Origin of the sequence: Peribacillus sp. FSL E2-0218 (genome assembly GCF_037992945.1) — a bacterium.
Lineage (GTDB): Bacteria > Bacillota > Bacilli > Bacillales > DSM-1321 > Peribacillus > Peribacillus simplex_B.
This window is the reverse complement of sequence record NZ_CP150304.1, coordinates 2,842,740-2,861,166: the sequence shown is the minus strand read 5'-3', so window position 1 is coordinate 2,861,166 and position 18,427 is coordinate 2,842,740. Positions and strand designations below refer to the sequence as shown.

The following is an 18,427-nucleotide window of genomic DNA, read 5'->3' as shown; positions in this document are numbered from 1 at the left end:
GTCTTTACAAACTTGACCGGTAATATGTATAAATTAGTAAGGGATGGAAGGGATAATATGAAAGAAGCAGGTAAAAAGGAAGCAATATTGGAAGCATATCTAAGCATTTGGAATAATCGCAAGGTGACGGATGAACGGGGAGCGGACCTTCTATCGGAACTCATCCGCCGGGAGCTTTTGGATGAAAATGCCCATCCGCGTGCCCGCAAGACTCAACTCGAGAAGTTTTACCTTTGCATTAAACGTGTAATGGAATCCCAGCTTTCGGAAGATATGAAAAACGCTATCGTAATGGTTTATCTTGCTGAGATGGAGAAGCTATGATTCCGTGGCCCAAAGCCTTGTTAATAAATTTTCTTATCTGGTTCATACTTTTTTCACAAATCATTGTTAAAATTTCCAAATATAGATATTTTACGAATAAGGAGCTTACAGATGAAGTGGGGCATTAATCTTTTGCTTGCCGTCTTTTTGCTGACAGGATGTAACGGCAGTCCGGCATACACTAAAATTAATAAAAAAGAAGCGTTCTTGGCCACAGTCAATATCAAGGACACCTCGCTGACCTTCATGGATGAAAACTATCATTCCTTTGCCGAATGGGATATGACCGAACCTTTCACGGGAGCCCTCCTTCTGGCAGATAAAGATACGATTCTTCTTTATGGAAAGGAAATGGAGCAAGTCCAAGTATATTCCTTATCAGCAGGAAAGCGGATAACGAGCTGGAAAACAGGGAAAGGGATCGTCAATATGCAGCTCCTCCATGGTGGTAAAAGCATCGCCGCCGTCAACCAATCGGACCACTCGATACACTTTTTGGATGAGGAAGGGAAACAGCAGGATGTCGTAAAGGTTGGCAAAAGTCCCTTGACCGTTTTGCAAGGGGAGAAGGGAAACCGTTTGTATGTAATCAACTTTGGTGATACGAAATGCACTGTGATCAACCTCGCAACGAAAAAGATCGACTTTGAATTTCCTATCCATAGCTCCAGCACAGGCACTTTATTAAGGGAAGAAAAGGATGAAATTTGGATAGGCGGCCATGGCGATGGGGACCACGTCGAAGAGGACCTGTACATATATTCGGCAAAAACGGGCCAATTGAAGAAAAAATTGAAGGCGCCCACGATGCCAATAAAGTTCCTGGAGAGTGACGAAGGCATTTATGTACTGAGCCATGGAACCAGCTCCTTATATAAATTGAATGAGCAATATGAGGAAGTGGGAAGGAAAGTGGTCGGCGTCAATCCTTTTGAAATGACAAGCTTTAAAAAAGACGTGGTTGTGGCGGGATATGATAGTGATGAAATTTATGTGATGGATGCAAAGACGATCGCTGTTAAACAAACGGTCAAAGTCGGAGAAGGTCCATTCCAATTGTTGTTGAGGGAGTAGATGATATGCATGTTTACACCATATTAGTCGTTGATGATGAAGAGGATATGCGGAATTTAGTTGAAATGTATTTACTGAACTCCGGTTATCGATGCCTCCAGGCTGCGAATGGAAATGAAGCCATCGGCATTGTTGAAAAACAGGATGTCGATTTGATCCTATTGGATATCATGATGCCAGGAACGGACGGTTTCTCCGTTTGTGAAAAAATCAGGGAAAAGTGGGACATCCCATTGATATTTGTCAGTGCTAAAGGTGAGGAATGGGATAAAGTGAAGGGGTTGAAGCTTGGAGGAGACGATTACATCGTTAAGCCCTTCAATCCAGGTGAATTGGTAGCAAGAGTTGAAGCCGTATTACGAAGGACAGGGAAATTGTCCATGAACGAAGGAAATCAAGCCTATGTACGTTTTGGAAAAATCAGCTTGAACATCCCATCGAGGACGGTTTTGGTGGAGGGATCGCCAATCAACTTAACCTTGAAAGAGTTCGAATTACTTTTATTTCTTATGCGTCATAAAGGACAGGCACTTAGTCGGGAGCAACTCCTTGAAAACATTTGGGGCGGGGAATATGGGGGATCTTTACGTACGGTCGATACTCATATCAAAACACTGCGGATGAAACTAAGGACGGCCGACTACATCCAAACCGTGTGGGGAATCGGTTATAAGATCGAGGAAAAGAAATGAACAATAAGTGGAAATCGCTCACCTTTAAGCTATGGCTGACCATCATCACTGCCATCATTCTCTCCGTACTGTTCGCATACTCCCTTTCACAATATTATTATAAGAACCTTTATGTGGAGAAGCTTAAAACAAATTTGGTCAATGAAGCCTCCTTGCTTGGTGAGGATTATACCGGTGGCGAAATCAATGATGACTTCAAGGAAAAGGTGGAATGGTTCAACAGCAAGAACGAAAGCGAGGTATTTGTCGTCAACAATCCAAGGGAATTGAGTGCTTGTCTGCCTTTTGACATCAATTATGACACACTCATTTCCGAAGAAGAAAGGCAAATGCTCCTCAATGGAAAAGCGGTCGAAAAAGAAGGCTATGAAAAAAGGTTTGGCAAAAACATCGTAGCGGCCATCATTCCTTTGATTGATGACGACCACCGCCTTGAAGGTATCATCTATACATATGTTTCAGTGGATTCCATTACGGACTTGCTGAAGGAATTTGCTGCGAAGTGGCTCGTGGCGATTCTATTATTCCTGATTATCGCCATTTATTTTACAACCAAATGGTTGAAGAAGCTAGTCAGTCCGATAAAGGAAATCGAGACTGCTGCGCATCGGGTCTCGGAAGGTGACTATGACATCCAGCTCCAGGTAAAGAGTCATGATGAAATTGGCAAGCTGGCGCAAGCGTTTAATGATATGGCCAATTCCATTCATTTGGAGGAAGAAAGAAAAAAAGAGTTCCTTGAAAATGTGGCCCATGAGCTCAGGACGCCGCTAAGTTACGTCAAGGGTTACACGCACGCCATATTGGATGGAATCGTGAAGAATGATGAAGAACGGAAATACCTTCAGCTGATTTCACGGGAAGCACTTAGACTGCAGCGAATTGTAGGGGATTTGCTGGACTTATCTAAAGTCGATGGCGACTCATTCCAAATATGCAAAACTCCGATAGCTTTTGCCCAATTCATTGAAGATGTCCTGGCTAAATATGAACCGATTATAAAAGAGAAGCAATTGTCCTTGGAATATGAGCTGGATCCAGATCCGATTATAGATGGAGATGAAGGCAGGATGGAGCAAATCCTTCATAATATCATCGATAATGCGATTCAGTATACGAATCAAGGCGGATCCATCCATATCACCCTCATCCAGCAGAATGAGGAATGCGAGCTATCGATATCTGATACCGGCACAGGAATTCCAAAAGCAGATCTTCCATATGTGATGAATCGTTTTTATCGGGTGAATAAAGCACGCAGCCGTTTTGATGGAGGCTCGGGGCTTGGACTTTCCATCGTTAAAAAAATGGTGGAATGGCAGCATGGCAAAATTGAAATCCAAAGCAAGGAAAAAATCGGGACAAAGGTCAAGATCATACTTCCGACAATAAAAGAAGAGTGGACTTCTTAAAAAAGGGGATACGTTCAAGATGAAAAAAATCATATTATTTTGCACGATGTTCATTATGTTGGCTGGCTGTGGAAAGAAGGATGACATTCCACAACTGTTAAATGTCGACTTGGCTGTCGATCCGATTCAAGGCCAAGTGAAGGAGCCTGTGAAGTTCCAGGCTAAGGTGACATATGGGGATGAAAAGGTGAAGGATGCGGATGATGTCAGTTTTGAAATTTGGTTGGCAAATAGTGATGAACATGACAAAATTGCTGCCAAGCATAAGGGCAATGGCATTTATGAAATCGAAAAGACCTTTGATGAAGAAGGTACCTATTATGTATATGCCCACGTAACGGCAAGAGATATGCACAGCATGCCCAAGGAAGAATTCGTCATTGGCAAACCAAGTCCTCCTGAACAAAATGACGGGAAAAAGGAAATGGACGAGATGGATCAAGAAGACATGAATTGAAACTGCGACTACTTCCGGTAACGCAGGATACAGCCAAAAAGGTTTTGGAATGGTTCCCCATCCGAAGCCTTTTTGTTATTTCATTGAATTGAAAGCACGTAAATCCTTGCTCAACCAGTGCCCCAAAGATGGAAATAGCCTGTTCTTCTCCATGAGTCCTCCAGACAAACCGATTGAACAAGATGATTAGGTGAAAGCTTGCCCTTGACTCACGCATAGTCGAATGGAATGGATGATGCGAGTCGATAAGCAACGATCGAAGTCAGTTCGAATCGTTATTTAATTGGAAATATGGGTGTTCCTAATATTGGGACTTAAGAAGCGGAATCGAAAAATTTGTAACATAAAAGTAAAGAAAGTCATAAAATTCAGCTTGGAAATGATATGTCAATTAAAAGTTATTAGTATTCAATGGAAATGGTTCTATGTAACTACCATTGACAAGGAATGTCTGGAAAAATATGAGTATATATACTACTTTTCAAAACATAGATAGATTAAGCTTTTTCGCTTGCTTTCTCTGAAACGTGGATAAAAAACCATTCTCGTTCGTACCCTGTAAATTCGATGGGAATTCATGGTGCATATATTACAAAAAATGCATGTTATGATAATTCCAGAAGCAAGAACAACAAAAAAACGAACATCACAGGAGGAAATACGAATGAAAAAGAAAATGATCATGTCAGCAGCAGCGGCTGCAGCAATTATATTCACAGGAGTAGGAGCTAACCAAGCGGAAGCAGCTAACTGTGATACTGTTAAACAAGTAACATATAAAGCAATGAATCAAGAAGATATGCAAAAGGTCCTAAACCAATATCTAGCTAAATATAATATCACTCTACCTGCTGCACAAGTACAAGCACAAGAAAAACCAGTACAAAAACCAGTACAAAAACCAGTACAAAAACCAGTACAAAAACCAGAACAAAAGCCAGTACAAAAACCAGAACCAAAACCTGTTCAAAATGGAACGACTAACCAAGCAAAACCAGAAGCTAAACCAGAAAAACCTACTAATGAAAAAACCGAGACAAACTCTGAATTAAGTGCTTTTGAACAACAAGTCGTTAAATTAACGAATGCAGAGCGTGCAAAACAAGGTTTGGCTGCTCTTAAAGTCGACAAAGAGTTGAGCAAAGTTGCTCGTATCAAGTCTCAAGACATGAAAGATAACAATTACTTTGACCACAATAGCCCAACTTATGGCTCACCATTCGATATGATGAAAAAATTCGGCATCAGCTATTCATCAGCTGGTGAAAACATCGCACAAGGTCAGCAAACACCAGAAGAAGTGGTACAAGCATGGATGAACAGCCAAGGTCACCGTGAAAATATCATGAATTCTAGCTTTACTCACATTGGAGTAGGTTACGTAGAATCTGGTAACTACTGGACTCAACAATTCATCGGAAAATAATAAATCGATAGTTTCACATAAGAGCACATCCCATCGAAATGGGGTGTGCTTTTTTTAGCTTCCATTTATTAGTCGAATGGCATGAAGATTGGAGGAAAGCGCAGGAACCGCATCCACTCCTAAGTGTGCTCCTAAATCAAAACTCGGATACATCGATTTCGGAATACTGGGTATGGAAGCTTTTCTGAAGGCGTATTTCCAATGTCGATTCTTTAAATTGGGCGGATGCCCCTTTTTTCTTCACAAGTGCAGGCAGCGTGATGACGTGACGATCGGAGGCTTCTGGAATCCCCTCGATGATCGATTGGTTAGAGGTATGGTAAAGTTTCATTTTCTTTAGCCAAGATTCATCAACGATCGGAATTCTTACAAACACATATAAATGGGTTTCGAATACATCAGCTTGCATGGGATGCTCTGTTCGGGCCGGTGCTTTTTTTGAACCGAGATTATTTTGGTTCATCATGCCTTGCATATTGTCAGGAATGACTTGTGAAAATACTTTTTCGATGAACGATTGTACATCACTTTGCTGCATATTTTTCATGAAGTCCTTTTGATTAGGGTTGTTCTTAAAAGAAAAAAGTGAATTCCAGGGAAACATATCGAATTCCTCTCTCCTGCATATGGACTGACAGGTTTATTTATTGCATTTTATGCAGGCTAAAGCCTAGAGGTTCGTTCAAACAATTACTAAATTATAGAAAATGGGCTAAACTTATGTATAATTAAGTAAAATCCTTTAGATAAAGAGGGATGGCCTGTGGATGAAAAAGTAGCTTTTATTACTGGAGGCGCAACGGGAATCGGCAAAAGGGTGGCATATTCGTTAGCGGAAAAAGGAATGTCTATCGTCATCACGTATCGAAAAAGCAGCAAGGCAGCTCTAGCTTTGGTGGAAGAATTACGGAAAAAAGAAGTGAAGGCGCTCGCCATCCAAGGTGATGCAGCAAGTGAGGAAGATTGCCAACGTATCATGGGTAAGGTGCTTGAGACCTTTGGCCATGTCGATATCTTCGTGCATAACGCTGGGCCGTATATGCACGACCGTAAACCGATGAATGAATACAGCAGTGAAGAATGGAAATATATCATGGATGGTAATTTAAATGGATTTTTCTATTTTGCCAAGGTACTTATTCCACAAATGCGCAGAATAGGCTGGGGAAGAGTCATTACTCTTGGATTTGAACGCTGTGAAACTGCACCGGGATGGATTTACCGCTCAGCATTTGCCGCCGCAAAAAGTGGCTTGACCTCCTTAACGAGAACATTGGCTGCGGAAGAAGCCGCGCATGGCATTACCGTGAATATGGTCTGTCCTGGCGATATCATCGGTGAATGGAAGGAGCAGGAGATTAAGGTCGCGAAAGAGGAAAAGGATGGTACCGTACCAATCGGCAGACCAGGTACAGGGGAGGATATAGCGAGGGTCATCTCGTTCCTATGTGAGGAAAAATCGGATTTCATCACAGGCAGCATCATACCGGTCACGGGCGGGAAGGATGTCCTTGGGAAAAGATCTTCCGTGTGAAAAAAAGGTGAGGCCGGTAATCCAGCCTCACCCATTTTTACGCCAATTTTTTAAATTTGACTTGCTGGATGAACCTTAAGCGGGCCGCCAGTCCAACCGCTCCCAAAGCCAATCCGGATATTAGGCCGATCCAATATCCAAAGGCGCCCATATCGGTATACCGGGCAAAGAAAAAGCCGATCGGAAGCCCGAGAATCCAGTAAGACACAAGCGACATCGCAAATGTGACATTCACATCCTTGTATCCACGCAATATGCCTTGAATCGGTGCCTGGAGGGCATCTGAAATCTGAAAGAAGATGGCATATATTAAAAAATGCGATGTCAGCATCATGACCGCATGATCTTTTGTATAAGCAGAAGCAACAGGTTCCCGGAAGAAAAATAGGATCGCTGATAATACGAGTGACATCATCAAAGCGAGAGTAATGCCGATCATGCTGTATTCCTTGGCATCTTTGTAGCGAGCCGCTCCGATTTCAAAGCCGATGACTATCGTCAATGCCATGGACATGCTAAGCGGCATCATATAAAGCAGGGACGCAAAATTCATGGCAATCTGGTGCGATGCTATTGTGACGGTATCATATTTACTCATCAAGAGGGTAACGGCCGAGAAAATGCTTGTTTCAAAAAAGATGGCCAACCCGATGGGGACCCCGATCGATAATAAGGCGCGCCATTCTTTCAAGGAAACCCGGAAAAATTCACGAAAGATGTCATAAGTGGAAAACGGGCTGATCTTCACCACCACGAGGATCGCAACAAGGGCAATGATCCAATAGGTTATGGCAGTGGCATAACCGGAACCGACACCGCCTAGTTCGGGGAAACCTAGCTTTCCGTAAATGAAAAGATAATTGAATATGACGTTTATCGGGAGTGCACCCAAAGTGATCATCATGGAAATTTTAGTTTGGCCCAACGCATCTATGAAGGCCCTCAATGCGTTATAAACGAATAGGGGAACGATTCCGATAGATAGGGCAATTAAATAATCATGGGCTACCCGATGAACATTATCCTCAAGATTCATGGCATTCAAAATCGGATTTATAGAGAACGCCCCGACGATTAAGATGACCAAGGCCAAAGCGATGGCTAAATAGACCGCCTGCATGACGGAATAGGAAACGGATTTAAATTTCCTGGAACCAATAAGCTGTGAAACGATAGGCGTCAAGGCGATCAATATCCCGCTCAGCCCCGTGTAGACGGGAGTCCAAAGTGAACTGCCGATCGACACGCCGGCAACGTCTTGCGTGCTGTACTGCCCAGACATCATCACATCGAAAAATGTCATGGCATACATGCTGAGTTGGGTAATCAGGATGGGAATTAATATATAAAATAACAGGCGGATCTTTTGTGCTTTCGTATAAGTCTGATTCATCGATGTACCTCTATATCTAATTTTTAATTGTAAACACAATGAAAAGATTATATCACATAATGGTGTGATGTTTTTAAGTTTATTTGGCAATAAAAAGACTTGCCGATTAAGAGCAAGTCTTTGGATGTAGACAATTCGATTTTAGTTTTATAAAATCTGACCTTTCCATTCCACTATGCGTGAGATGATTTGTATGATGATCGTTTCGTTTCACTGCGAGTGCTCGCTTTCCGCGGGCGGTCCGTGAGCCTCCTCGGCTTTTAGCCTGCGGTGTCTCACGTCGACACGCATTTCCCGCAGGAGTCTCGCACCCTCCGTTCCACTTCACTCTGCGTGAATACGAAAATGGCATCCTGCTTGCTCCCCGTTTGATGATTTATATTCTGAACCTTTCGTTTCAATGTAAGTGCTCGCTTTCCGCGGGCAGTCCGTGAGCCTCCTCGGCTTTTAGCCTGCGGTGTTTCACGTCGACACGCATTTCCCGCAGGAGTCTCGCACCCTCCGTTCCACTTCACTCTGCGTGAATACGAAAATGGCATCCTGCTTGCTCCCCGTTTGATGATTTGGATGATGAAGGTTTCGTTTCACTGCAAGTGCTCGCTTTCCGCGGGCAGTCCGTGAGCCTCCTTGGCTTTTAGCCTGCGGTGTCTCACCTCGACACGCATTTCCCGCAGGAGTTCTGTACCTCTTCAAGAATGACTCGGTAATATCATGACTAGTTTAAAAGATTATCTATGCGAATTAGAAGACGGCAAAAGTGAGTATCACTCTTTCATATCCCATATTCAAAAAGCCAAAAGGTTTCGGAATGAGACTTCCGAAGCCTTTTGGCTTACAAGAGCTACGACTTGCCGATTTAGGGCAAGTCTTTTTGTCAGTCGCGCATCGATTCAAATTCGTTCATTGCTTCTACATTTGAGTCTTTTTGGAGAATGAAGGCTTGGGAAGGAATGGCGATTTGGACTTCTTCCCGTTCGAGTATCTCCATTATTTTAAAGTTGACGTCTTCCTTGATGGATAAATATCCGCCAAAGTCAGTTGCATTGGTAAAGAAGTAAAGATAGAGATTGAAACCGGAATGACTGAATTCATCAAATTTGACGAGTATCGTTTCCGGATGCACCTCTTTGTGCTCAATCAGCATAGTCTCGATGTCTTTAATGACATTTTCCAGCTTTTCCTTTGGGGTTGTAACGTTCACACCCAAATGGAAGGCAATTTGGCGTTTCCCCATCTTGGACCAGTTGATGATCGGTTCGTTCGAGAGGGTCGCATTCGGTACGGTAACGAGCGCCTGGGCAAAGGTCCGCACTTTGGTGCTTCGGAACGTGATGTCTTCAATCGTGCCCTCCACACTGGGGTTTTGATCCAATCGCCTATGGTGAATGGCTTCTCGGTAACGATGACGATTCCTCCGAAGAAATTGCTGACGGTATCCTTGGCAGCAAGAGCGAAAGCTAATCCGCCCAAGCCAAGGCCTGCAACAAATCCGTCGACATTGAATCCCCATTCTTCCGCAATGATGGATGCTCCAAAAGCGATGATGATCAATTTAATGATTTTTGTGAAAAACGGCAGGACAATTTGGTCAACTTCCAGGCCGAATTTACTTACAAGCTTCGGAAATAAAATGGTCAAGATCGAACTGATATTGAAAATCGTCCAAAAGAATAGGAAAACAAAAAACGATCTGTAAATTTTTGATTTGAGTTCATCCGAAGGTGAGTCAATCGGAAAATAGTTCAAGGAAATAATGACACCGATTAATACGATAAGCCATCTTACCGGCCTTTCCAAAGCGAGCATTAAGTTGGCGGCAAATTCAATTTTTCGTTTTTCAGCAATTCGAAGAAAGAATTTGAATATATATGTAGTGAATACTTTCCGAAGTAAAAGAAAGATTAGGAAAATGCCGATTGTAATTCCTAATTGGGTCCAGGCATCGATTCCATCGAATTGATTTAGTGATTCAGAAACTTCTTGCAATGTATTACTCCTCCAATGTATCTTGTAGTATTGTAGAATACTAAGATTATAATATATCCATGCTGAAAAAGGAAAAATTATTGATGATTGAAGAGAGCGCGATCCACATAAATGCTTTTTCAAGTTATTAATGGCAAGGATATATGGTAATATGGATGCAAAGTGACTTTTTAAGTTTGGAAGGTGGAAATATTGACTAAGAAAATAGTGTTTACCGGTGGCGGTTCTGCCGGTCATGTATCAGTTAATGCAGCAATCATCCCAGAATTCCTCAAGCAGGATTGGGATGTTACCTATATTGGTTCAAAAAAAGGCATCGAAAAAGATATTATCGAAAAGGAATTTCCCGAGGTGCGTTATGAAACGATTTCCGTTGGGAAATTCCGTCGGTATCTTTCCATTGAAAATATGAAAGATCCTTTCAGGGTCATAAAAGGGATTTTCGATGCAAGGAAAATTTTAAAAAAGGAGAAGCCCGATTTCATCTTCTCTAAAGGTGGATTCGTTTCCGTTCCCGTCGTTTTGGCAGGAAGGATGCTGAGGATTCCGATCGCCATACATGAATCGGATTATACTCCTGGCCTTGCGAATAAAATTGCCATGCCACTTGCATCAAAAATATTCACGACCTTCCAGGAAACCGAAAAAGGCCTTCCACATGATAAGGCGATGTATCTGGGGGCTGTATTGCGGGATGGAATTTTCAAGGGAAACGCTTCTGCCGGCAAGGCATTCTGCGGGTTTACAAGCAAAAAACCGGTGTTGCTCGTCATGGGCGGCAGCCTTGGGGCAGTGAAAATCAATAACTTGATCACTGATAATCTCGATGTCTTATTAAAGGAATACCAGATCATTCACATTTGTGGAAAAGGACATGTGAAAACGGAATTGAAACAACCAGGATACGCACCATTCGAATTCGTCCATGAGGAGTTATTCGACCTTCTGGCGGCTGCAGATGTGGTCGTGTCAAGGGCTGGATCCAATTCAATTTTTGAATTCCTTGGTTTGCAAAAGCCGATGCTGTTGATCCCCCTAAGTGCCAATGCATCACGTGGAGATCAGATCCTCAATGCATCCAGCTTTGAAAAACAGGGATTTTGTAAGGTCCTTCAAGAAGAAGAGTTGAATGATCGGGTTTTCAAAGACACACTAGCAGAATTGGTCGATCAATCCGGTGAATATCAGGAGAAAATGCGTCAAAAACGTCCATTCAAGACTGCTTCAGAAATGTATGATTTATTACTTGAAGTCATGACAGCAAAAAAATAAGTATCAATCCCCTCCTTGAAGCATATCTATTTCTTGAACAGAGGAGGGGGCAGTATGGCTTATGAATATTCCAAGGGGTGGTTCATCCAGCAATTAAAAGCCGGAGGGATAAGCTATCACCCAATCGAGAAGAAAAAGCTCGAGCTTTATAAAACACATATTTTAAGGCGTTTATACGAAGACCTGAAGAAGAATTAACCATAAAAATAACCGCAACGTCATTGGCGTTGCGGTTATTTTTATTTAAAGGAAATGACTGATGACAGGAAAGAAGCATGAAATCAGGATACCTGCAATCGCCATGGCCGCACCGGCAACAGCTCCGGTAAACTCGCTCTCCTGAGCCGCTTGCGCCGTTCCAAGACCATGAGCGATGGTCCCATATGCGATACCGCGGGCAAAGGGCATGGTAATGTTCAATTTATCCATCATTTTCGGAGCGATCATCGTTCCCAGCACACCGGTCAAAATGACGAAGGCTGCCGATATATTGGAATCACCGCCATAAAGCTCGGTGATTTCCACCGCGATTGGCACGGTTATCGACTTAACCGCCAAGCCTTGAAGGATGAATTGCGGTAGTGAAAAGGCCTGTGCAATGGTGAAGGCGATGGCCAAGGTGACCATAAGGCCCAATATCATCCCGCTAATCGCCGGTATCGCATATTTAACGATTATCCTTCTATTTTTATAAAGCGGAACAGCCAAGGCGACGGTTGCAGGGCCGAGGAAATAGGAGATGATATCCTTTGCTGGCGAATAATCATCAAAATCCAAACCGGTGGCCAATAAGATGAGAATGATGGTGATAGTACTGAAAAATACAGGCGTTGTAAATGGTGATGGGCGTTTGGCATATAATTTCCGTCCCATATAATAGGCAAGGAAAGTTATCAGGATGCTATAAGGTGTGATTAGCGCTGTCATGCTGATTGACCTCTCCTCTATGAGAAAATTTCTGAACGGTCCATGCGGAAACGATGAATCCGAAAATCAAGCTGACTCCAAGTGTGAGTGCCAAAGGCAAACCGAATTCAATAAATAGCCATCCCATGGTCATTAAACTGATGGAAATGGGAATAAAGAAAAAGGCGAGGTGCTTCACTAAGAATCCTGAAGCCAGTTCAATCCACTCGACCTTTAAAACCTTCGTTTGTAATAAAATGAATAATAAAATCATGCCGATGACATTGCCAGGGATGGGTAAATGAAATAAGTCAGCCAAATAATAGCCGAGCTTGCAAATGACGAGCAGCACGGTAAGCTGCACGGGAAAAGCCAATATTTTTTTCATGATTAAATCCTTTCAATGACGCTTTGAATATATCGTTGAATTGGTCAATTGTATTCATTATAAAAAAATATCCCTAAAAAGAATAGGGAATTCCAACATTCTTTTCGGTGCAGCTCTTGAAAACGGGAAAAAGAGCTATCCAAATTTGGAAGCTCCCATCCTATATATGAAAAGATTAGAAAATTTTTATGCTTCGAGTAATTGCTGTTCGTCATCATCATGCTGCCTAAGGATATGAAAGGTGTATAAATCTTTAGGGATTTCGAACAAATCGAAGATATCTCCTTCATGATTGATCTGATCATAAAGAGACTTTCTTGTATCATTGGCATTGACGGCATAAGGCAGCTTTTCAGCAGCTTTGATCGAACGGATATTCTTTTTGCGGATTCGCATGAAGACCGTCTCCAATCCGAGCTCAAAGAAAAGCTCTTTAAAGAAAGCGTCTTTTGCGATTGCATTATATCCTTTTCCATGATAAGACTTGCCAAGCCATGTGCCTAAGAAACCTGCACCATTTTCAATGTCGTATAAAGAAATGCAACCGATCGGATTTTCCCATTCGTCCAGGATCGTTCGTGAAATCAGTTCCCCAGCTTCTTCTGCCTCGATCGTTTGCTTAGTAATGAATACATATTCTTCATATGAATCTACTTTATGGCGCACGAAAGGGAAGACATCTGGATGCGTCATTTGTTCATAAAGAGAAAAACAATCTGAGAAATCTCTCTTTTTTAACATTTCCGTCCCTCCGTTTGAGGGCAGTTTTTATGCGTAGTCGCTGCCCACCCTCGAAATTTTTTAAGTCGTTCATCAAAAAATTTCGGGGTGGGAATCGAACCCACTAGAACCGGAAACCGGTGGCGCACCATTTGCCTTCCCTATTTTTATTGTCAGAAATTATATAAATCTAAAGAAGCTTACGAAGGTATAATACTAAAAAAAAATCGGTTTGGGAATAGGTTTTTTGCCTTTTTTTTTCGTCAAATTCCAACTTTTTTTCGACGTGAATAAATAGCGGGCAAACGCTTGTATTTCTCCCTTGAAAATGCGGTTTTTCACCTGTTTTTCAAGAAGGAAATGATACAATCCTTAAAACTTTCCTGTGTACTGCATGCATAAAATGATGGCTCCAAGCGCCCATACGTAAATGGAGAATATTTTAAGCGACCGTTTCTTTAGGAAGTCGATCATCCATACCACTGCGATATACCCAAAGATAGCTGCTGCAAGGGTCCCGACAAAAAGGGCAGTAAGGGGAAGCCGCTCAACCTCCCCTGTAAAAATGGGCTTCATCTGAAATACAATGCCGCCAGTAATGGCTGGAATCGAAAGCAAAAAGGAAAAATAGGCGGCAGTGGCCCTATCCAACTTGCAAAAAAGCCCGGCAGCTATCGTAAGTCCTGAACGCGAAAGCGCAGGCATGATCGCAGCAGCCTGGAAGGTTCCGATGATCAAAGCATCTTTGACGGAAATTTCATGGAGTGATTTTCCGCCCTTTCTGATTCCGTCCGCTACCCATAAAATCAATCCAGTCGCTAAAAATTCCCAGCCGATGGTCACACCTGTTTTTGAAAGGCCATCAAACCAATCGCTGAGTAAAAGGCCGGCAATCACTGCAGGGATTGTCCCGACAATGAGGACCAAGGTCAGTCTGGAAAAAGGATTTTTCAAAATGGAGAGGATATCATTCTTATAAACCACCAATAATGCCAGCAACGTTCCGATATGAAGCATGGTATCTAGAAAAATGCCTGCTTCATCAAGATGGAATAAATGCCTCCCCAAATATAAATGTCCGGTGCTCGATATAGGTAAAAACTCCGTCAGGCCTTGAATGACCCCAAGGATGAAGGCCTGGAATTCGTTCAGCAAATTCATCACTCCATTCCTGAAAATATCGGAAATTCCATTATTTTATCTTTATGCACCAGCTGGTTGAACATGTCCGCATATTTTGTCGTTGAGGATTTAGCAAAAAAGGTTCTCTCCTTTACTTTTTTTCGAATAAAATGAAAAGAAAATGAAACCAATCCTCATTTGATTCGTAATTTATTCTTATAAGAGAGGAGGAGAAGACACTATGCCTACTAAAGATGAAAGAGTGTTTGCTGCCCTTATATATGTGATCAGCTTTTTCACAGCATTTATCGGTCCTTTAGTGATTTGGTTACTGAAGAAGGACTCATCACCGTTTGTGGATTATCATGGAAGGGAATATTTGAATTTTTTCATTTCCTACACCATTTATTCGATCGTAGCAGGGATCCTGACGATAGTCTTGGTTGGATTCTTGCTATTGCCGGTTATCGGCATCGCGTTAATCATATTCACGATCATTGCTGCCATTAGGGCTTATGAAGGAACGGATTACCGGTTCCCGCTGATTTTTAGGATACTATAGTAAGAGATAGAAGGATTCCGTTCATAACGGAATCCTTTTTGCGCCTGGAATAGGCAGATTAAAAAAGGGAATCGATCATCTGAAAGCGAATTAAGTGAACGAAGGGGATTGGTTGGCTGGCGCCTTGGAATGCTAGGTAGGCGGAGAAACTTTCTTAGTGAGGAGTGTGGAGCTGAATAGTATATGAATATACGAGAATATTATCAAAAGATGAGCCATTCCAATTTTCATGCTTCCTCGATATCTCTTGGGTTGGCCGTTATCTTTTTCATTGGCCATGTTGTCGGTTTGATCCCTGGCCCTATTATCTTGATTACGGCTCCGTTCATGTTAATTAGTATTGCCCTATATATCGTCCATCGAATATATGAAAGTCGAATCAAGGAATTGCCTCGTGATCTATATGGCACGAATCCCGGCTTATTGGATGCCGAACATATTTTGCTGACATTCTTGCCGGCACCGACATTGCGTTTGCTTCTATTTGCACCTGATGGTAACCTGATGGGCGAGATCCGGGATAGGAATATGAAGTGGTTCATGTGGATGGTACCTAATTTCTTGTCGATGCTCTTGGCCAAACGGTATGATCTAGTCAATCCTGAGGGTCACGTACTTGCCGAGTATCATATCGGGAGGGGGCTATTCAATGAAATGGCGATCATGGATGAAGAAGGGAGCCTCATTGGCTCCTATCAAGAAAAAAGGACCTTTATGAAAATCGAAGGAATGATCTACAAGGAGGATGGGACGGAATGGATGCCCATTGACACGCCGGGAAGTTTAAATTCATTTGAGATTGCAACGATAGATGGGAAAAAAATCGTAACCTACCAAGAAGGATGGATGCCTGTTGAGTGGGGAAGGCGATTTAAGACAAATACGCCTATCCTTACCTTTTCATCTCCTGTAGAAAAAATCCCCAGATTAATCATCTTCGGGTTTTGTGCCGCCGCCTTAAATCATCGTTCAAATTGACTACGACCATACCCTTTAGTAAATCTATTAAATATTTGATATAATAAAAGGGAAATACTTTTGCATAATTACATAAAAAGGGTGGTAAATATGAGTTTACTTAATGAGATTCTGGATTACAATGAACAATTTGTAGAAAAAGGGGAATATGTTAAGTATAAAACTGATAAGTTCCCTGAAAAACGAATGGTCATCATAAGTTGTATGGATACAAGGCTCGTGGAGCTACTGCCAAAATCGATGAATGTTAAAAATGGCGATGTGAAAATATTGAAGACTGCCGGGGCAATCGTCTCCCATCCGTTTGGAAGTGTGATGCGGAGTATCCTAGTTGCCATTTATGAGCTTAAAGCGGATGAAGTATTGGTCATACCTCACCATGATTGTGGGATGGCTTCCGTCGACGCGGATTCTGTCGTCGAAAAGATGGTCGCACGTGATATTCCGAAGAACACCATCGATACACTGGGAGCGGCTGGAATCGATATCCGCACCTGGCTTCGTGGATTTGATGATGTTTATGAAAGCTGTAAAAACAGTGTGGAAATCATAAAAAGCCATCCTTTGATTCCTAAAAACATACCTGTACACGGACTCATCATTTCCCCTGATACAGGGAAGCTGGAAGTGGTAGTCGATGGGTATGCTGCTGTAGAAGAAAAGTAATAGAGAGCTTTGTAACTGCCGGAACTATTTTCGGCAGTTTTCTTTATTTTTAATAATTCTATTTATTTTTTTCCGTAATTTTGATAAAATCGCCAAGTGTAGTTTGTCACTTAAACAAACGGGTGGGCGAGGGACAATTTAATAAGGATACAACATGAAGAAATTAAATTTGGAATCCCTTTTCCATTTTTCTAGCCATGGAACGAATGGAAAACGAGAAATCCTTGCCGGAATGGTAGGGTATTTTACGATCGTATATATCCTCATCGTGAATTCCCTGATCTTATCGGAAGCGGGCATACCGATTAATGGTGCGGTCATTGCCACCATCCTTTTATCCGCCGTAAGCTGCATCATGATAGGAATTTGGGCGAATGTCCCGATCCTCCTCGTTCCAGGAATGGGCGTGAATGCACTATTTGCTTATACGATGGTCCAAGGAATGGGTTTATCCTGGCAATCAGCGCTTGGTGCTGTATTTATCTCTGGAGTTATTTTCGTGATCATTGCTTTTACTAAATACTCCAGGTTAATCAGTGATTCTATACCAAGTTCGCTGAAAGATGCCATATCAGTTGGCCTAGGCTTATTCTTGATGCTGATTGGTCTTGAAAAGGGCGGGATTATCACGGAAGGTTCAACCTCCATCATTGCACTGGGAGATTTAAGCAACCCAGCTGTATGTGCTACGGTGCTGACCTTTTTGCTGGCAATTACGCTTTTCATCAAGAATGTGCCTGGTAATTTCATGATCACCATCCTGGCAGGCAGTCTTATTGCCTACTTGTGCGGGACGATTCAATTATCTGATATCCATTTTTCAGGGATGGATACAGCTTCTTATAGCGATCTTTTCTTTTCATTATCGTTCATGGAAGCGGACCGGATTGAGTTTTGGATAAGTGTCTTTGCGATGACGATGGTTCTTGTTTTTGAAAATATCGGTCTCGTACACGGACATGTAGACAGTATCAATCGCCAGGATGCTTATAAAAAGTCGCTTAAGGCGACAAGTGTTTCCGTTCTGTTATCAGGTATTTTCGGTTCAAGTCCTACCGTTGCAACAGTTGAAACGGCAGCTGGAATTGCATCTGGAGGCAGGACCGGATTGACCTCGGTTGTAACAGGCTTGCTTTTCATCCTTTCATTGCTATTTATCCCAGTGATAAAAGTGATCCCGGATAGTGCCATTGCGCCGATCTTGATCATCATTGGCATTTTGATGCTAGGGAACATTAAAAGATTGGATTTCAGCGATCTTACCGAGAGTGTACCTGCAATCATGATCATTACGATCATTCCATTCACGTACAGTATTGCTGATGGAATGGCATTCGGTTTCATTCTCTATCCATTCTTGAAGCTTGTAACCGGAAAGGCGAGAGAAGTTTCAGCCCCGATGTATGTGAGTGCGGCCATGTTTATCGTCTATTTCATCATCGGTTTGATCGGTTAATACTTTTGGAAGAGCGGTTGGAAAGGAGGATTTCTCCTGTCGGCCGCTCTTCCTTGCAT

The 18,427-nt window shown here is 42.3% G+C and carries 21 protein-coding genes; 13 read left to right on the top strand and 8 right to left on the bottom strand.

What is annotated here, in order from left to right; genetic code table 11:
- Window positions 1-57 precede the first annotated feature (57 nt).
- From MHI53_RS13695 to MHI53_RS13670, 6 genes are all read left to right on the top strand, one after another.
- Window positions 58-324 (top strand): hypothetical protein, encoded by a 267-nt coding sequence (locus tag MHI53_RS13695; RefSeq protein WP_340371536.1) that lies wholly within the window; start codon window positions 58-60, stop codon window positions 322-324.
- Window positions 325-435: 111 nt separating this feature from the next.
- The gene (locus tag MHI53_RS13690; protein ID WP_340371535.1) at window positions 436-1,398 is read left to right on the top strand and encodes a WD40 repeat domain-containing protein; all 963 of its coding nucleotides are present in this window, start codon (window positions 436-438) and stop codon (window positions 1,396-1,398) included.
- A 5-nt stretch (window positions 1,399-1,403) separates the two neighbouring features.
- Window positions 1,404-2,090 (top strand): response regulator transcription factor, encoded by a 687-nt coding sequence (locus tag MHI53_RS13685; protein WP_061140459.1) that lies wholly within the window; start codon window positions 1,404-1,406, stop codon window positions 2,088-2,090.
- Window positions 2,087-3,502, top strand: a complete 1,416-nt coding sequence (locus MHI53_RS13680; protein WP_340371534.1) for an ATP-binding protein — start codon at window positions 2,087-2,089, stop codon at window positions 3,500-3,502. Before MHI53_RS13685 ends, MHI53_RS13680 begins: the two co-directional genes overlap by 4 nt.
- A 19-nt stretch (window positions 3,503-3,521) precedes the next feature.
- On the top strand, window positions 3,522-3,959 hold the full coding sequence (locus tag MHI53_RS13675; RefSeq protein ID WP_340371533.1) for a FixH family protein: 438 nt from the start codon (window positions 3,522-3,524) through the stop codon (window positions 3,957-3,959).
- Window positions 3,960-4,623: 664 nt separating this feature from the next.
- Entirely contained in the window at window positions 4,624-5,385 is a 762-nt protein-coding gene (locus tag MHI53_RS13670; protein ID WP_340371532.1) for a CAP domain-containing protein, read from the top strand.
- A gap of 136 nt (window positions 5,386-5,521) precedes the next feature.
- On the opposite strand, the gene MHI53_RS13665 is transcribed toward MHI53_RS13670, so the two are convergent.
- A complete protein-coding gene (locus MHI53_RS13665; protein ID WP_340371531.1) occupies window positions 5,522-5,932 on the bottom strand; it encodes an Hsp20/alpha crystallin family protein in 411 nt (136 codons plus the stop codon).
- 216 nt (window positions 5,933-6,148) lie between these two features.
- On the opposite strand from MHI53_RS13665, the gene MHI53_RS13660 reads away from it, so the two are divergent.
- Window positions 6,149-6,919: an SDR family oxidoreductase gene (locus tag MHI53_RS13660; protein ID WP_340371530.1), complete on the top strand. Its 771-nt coding sequence runs from the start codon at window positions 6,149-6,151 to the stop codon at window positions 6,917-6,919.
- 37 nt (window positions 6,920-6,956) lie between these two features.
- On the opposite strand, the gene MHI53_RS13655 is transcribed toward MHI53_RS13660, so the two are convergent.
- The 3 genes from MHI53_RS13655 to MHI53_RS13645 all read right to left on the bottom strand — a co-directional run bounded on the left by MHI53_RS13655 (window position 6,957) and on the right by MHI53_RS13645 (window position 10,298).
- Window positions 6,957-8,312: an MATE family efflux transporter gene (locus MHI53_RS13655; RefSeq protein WP_061140465.1), complete on the bottom strand. Its 1,356-nt coding sequence runs from the start codon at window positions 8,310-8,312 to the stop codon at window positions 6,957-6,959.
- Window positions 8,313-9,186: 874 nt separating this feature from the next.
- Window positions 9,187-9,624, bottom strand: coding sequence for a mechanosensitive ion channel domain-containing protein (locus MHI53_RS13650; protein WP_340371529.1), 438 nt, complete (start codon window positions 9,622-9,624; stop codon window positions 9,187-9,189).
- Window positions 9,510-10,298 carry a mechanosensitive ion channel domain-containing protein gene (locus MHI53_RS13645; RefSeq protein WP_340371528.1) on the bottom strand — a complete coding sequence of 263 codons (789 nt, stop codon included), beginning with the start codon at window positions 10,296-10,298 and terminating at the stop codon, window positions 9,510-9,512. The genes MHI53_RS13650 and MHI53_RS13645 overlap by 115 nt, the downstream gene beginning before the upstream one ends.
- A 183-nt stretch (window positions 10,299-10,481) precedes the next feature.
- On the opposite strand from MHI53_RS13645, the gene MHI53_RS13640 reads away from it, so the two are divergent.
- Entirely contained in the window at window positions 10,482-11,570 is a 1,089-nt protein-coding gene (locus MHI53_RS13640; RefSeq protein ID WP_340371527.1) for an undecaprenyldiphospho-muramoylpentapeptide beta-N-acetylglucosaminyltransferase, read from the top strand.
- A gap of 54 nt (window positions 11,571-11,624) precedes the next feature.
- Entirely contained in the window at window positions 11,625-11,768 is a 144-nt protein-coding gene (locus MHI53_RS13635) for a DUF2639 domain-containing protein (protein WP_081092263.1), read from the top strand.
- A gap of 45 nt (window positions 11,769-11,813) precedes the next feature.
- Here MHI53_RS13635 and MHI53_RS13630 read toward each other — a convergent pair whose 3' ends face one another.
- The 4 genes from MHI53_RS13630 to MHI53_RS13615 form a co-directional block, all read right to left on the bottom strand.
- Window positions 11,814-12,497 carry an LrgB family protein gene (locus tag MHI53_RS13630; protein WP_340371526.1) on the bottom strand — a complete coding sequence of 228 codons (684 nt, stop codon included), beginning with the start codon at window positions 12,495-12,497 and terminating at the stop codon, window positions 11,814-11,816.
- Entirely contained in the window at window positions 12,472-12,864 is a 393-nt protein-coding gene (locus MHI53_RS13625; RefSeq protein WP_061140468.1) for a CidA/LrgA family protein, read from the bottom strand. Before MHI53_RS13625 ends, MHI53_RS13630 begins: the two co-directional genes overlap by 26 nt.
- Window positions 12,865-13,050: 186 nt before the next feature.
- A complete protein-coding gene (locus tag MHI53_RS13620; protein ID WP_061140469.1) occupies window positions 13,051-13,605 on the bottom strand; it encodes a GNAT family N-acetyltransferase in 555 nt (184 codons plus the stop codon).
- A 351-nt stretch (window positions 13,606-13,956) separates the two neighbouring features.
- A complete protein-coding gene (locus MHI53_RS13615; RefSeq protein ID WP_061140509.1) occupies window positions 13,957-14,736 on the bottom strand; it encodes an undecaprenyl-diphosphate phosphatase in 780 nt (259 codons plus the stop codon).
- 211 nt (window positions 14,737-14,947) lie between these two features.
- On the opposite strand from MHI53_RS13615, the gene MHI53_RS13610 reads away from it, so the two are divergent.
- The 4 genes from MHI53_RS13610 (at window position 14,948) to MHI53_RS13595 (ending at window position 18,368) form a co-directional block, all read left to right on the top strand.
- The gene (locus MHI53_RS13610; RefSeq protein WP_061140470.1) at window positions 14,948-15,268 is read left to right on the top strand and encodes a DUF4870 domain-containing protein; all 321 of its coding nucleotides are present in this window, start codon (window positions 14,948-14,950) and stop codon (window positions 15,266-15,268) included.
- A gap of 183 nt (window positions 15,269-15,451) precedes the next feature.
- A complete protein-coding gene (locus MHI53_RS13605; protein WP_340371525.1) occupies window positions 15,452-16,246 on the top strand; it encodes a hypothetical protein in 795 nt (264 codons plus the stop codon).
- Window positions 16,247-16,336: 90 nt separating this feature from the next.
- Window positions 16,337-16,912: a carbonic anhydrase gene (locus MHI53_RS13600; RefSeq protein WP_061140472.1), complete on the top strand. Its 576-nt coding sequence runs from the start codon at window positions 16,337-16,339 to the stop codon at window positions 16,910-16,912.
- A 154-nt stretch (window positions 16,913-17,066) separates the two neighbouring features.
- A complete protein-coding gene (locus MHI53_RS13595) occupies window positions 17,067-18,368 on the top strand; it encodes an NCS2 family permease (protein ID WP_061140473.1) in 1,302 nt (433 codons plus the stop codon).
- The last annotated feature ends 59 nt before the right edge of the window (window positions 18,369-18,427 follow it).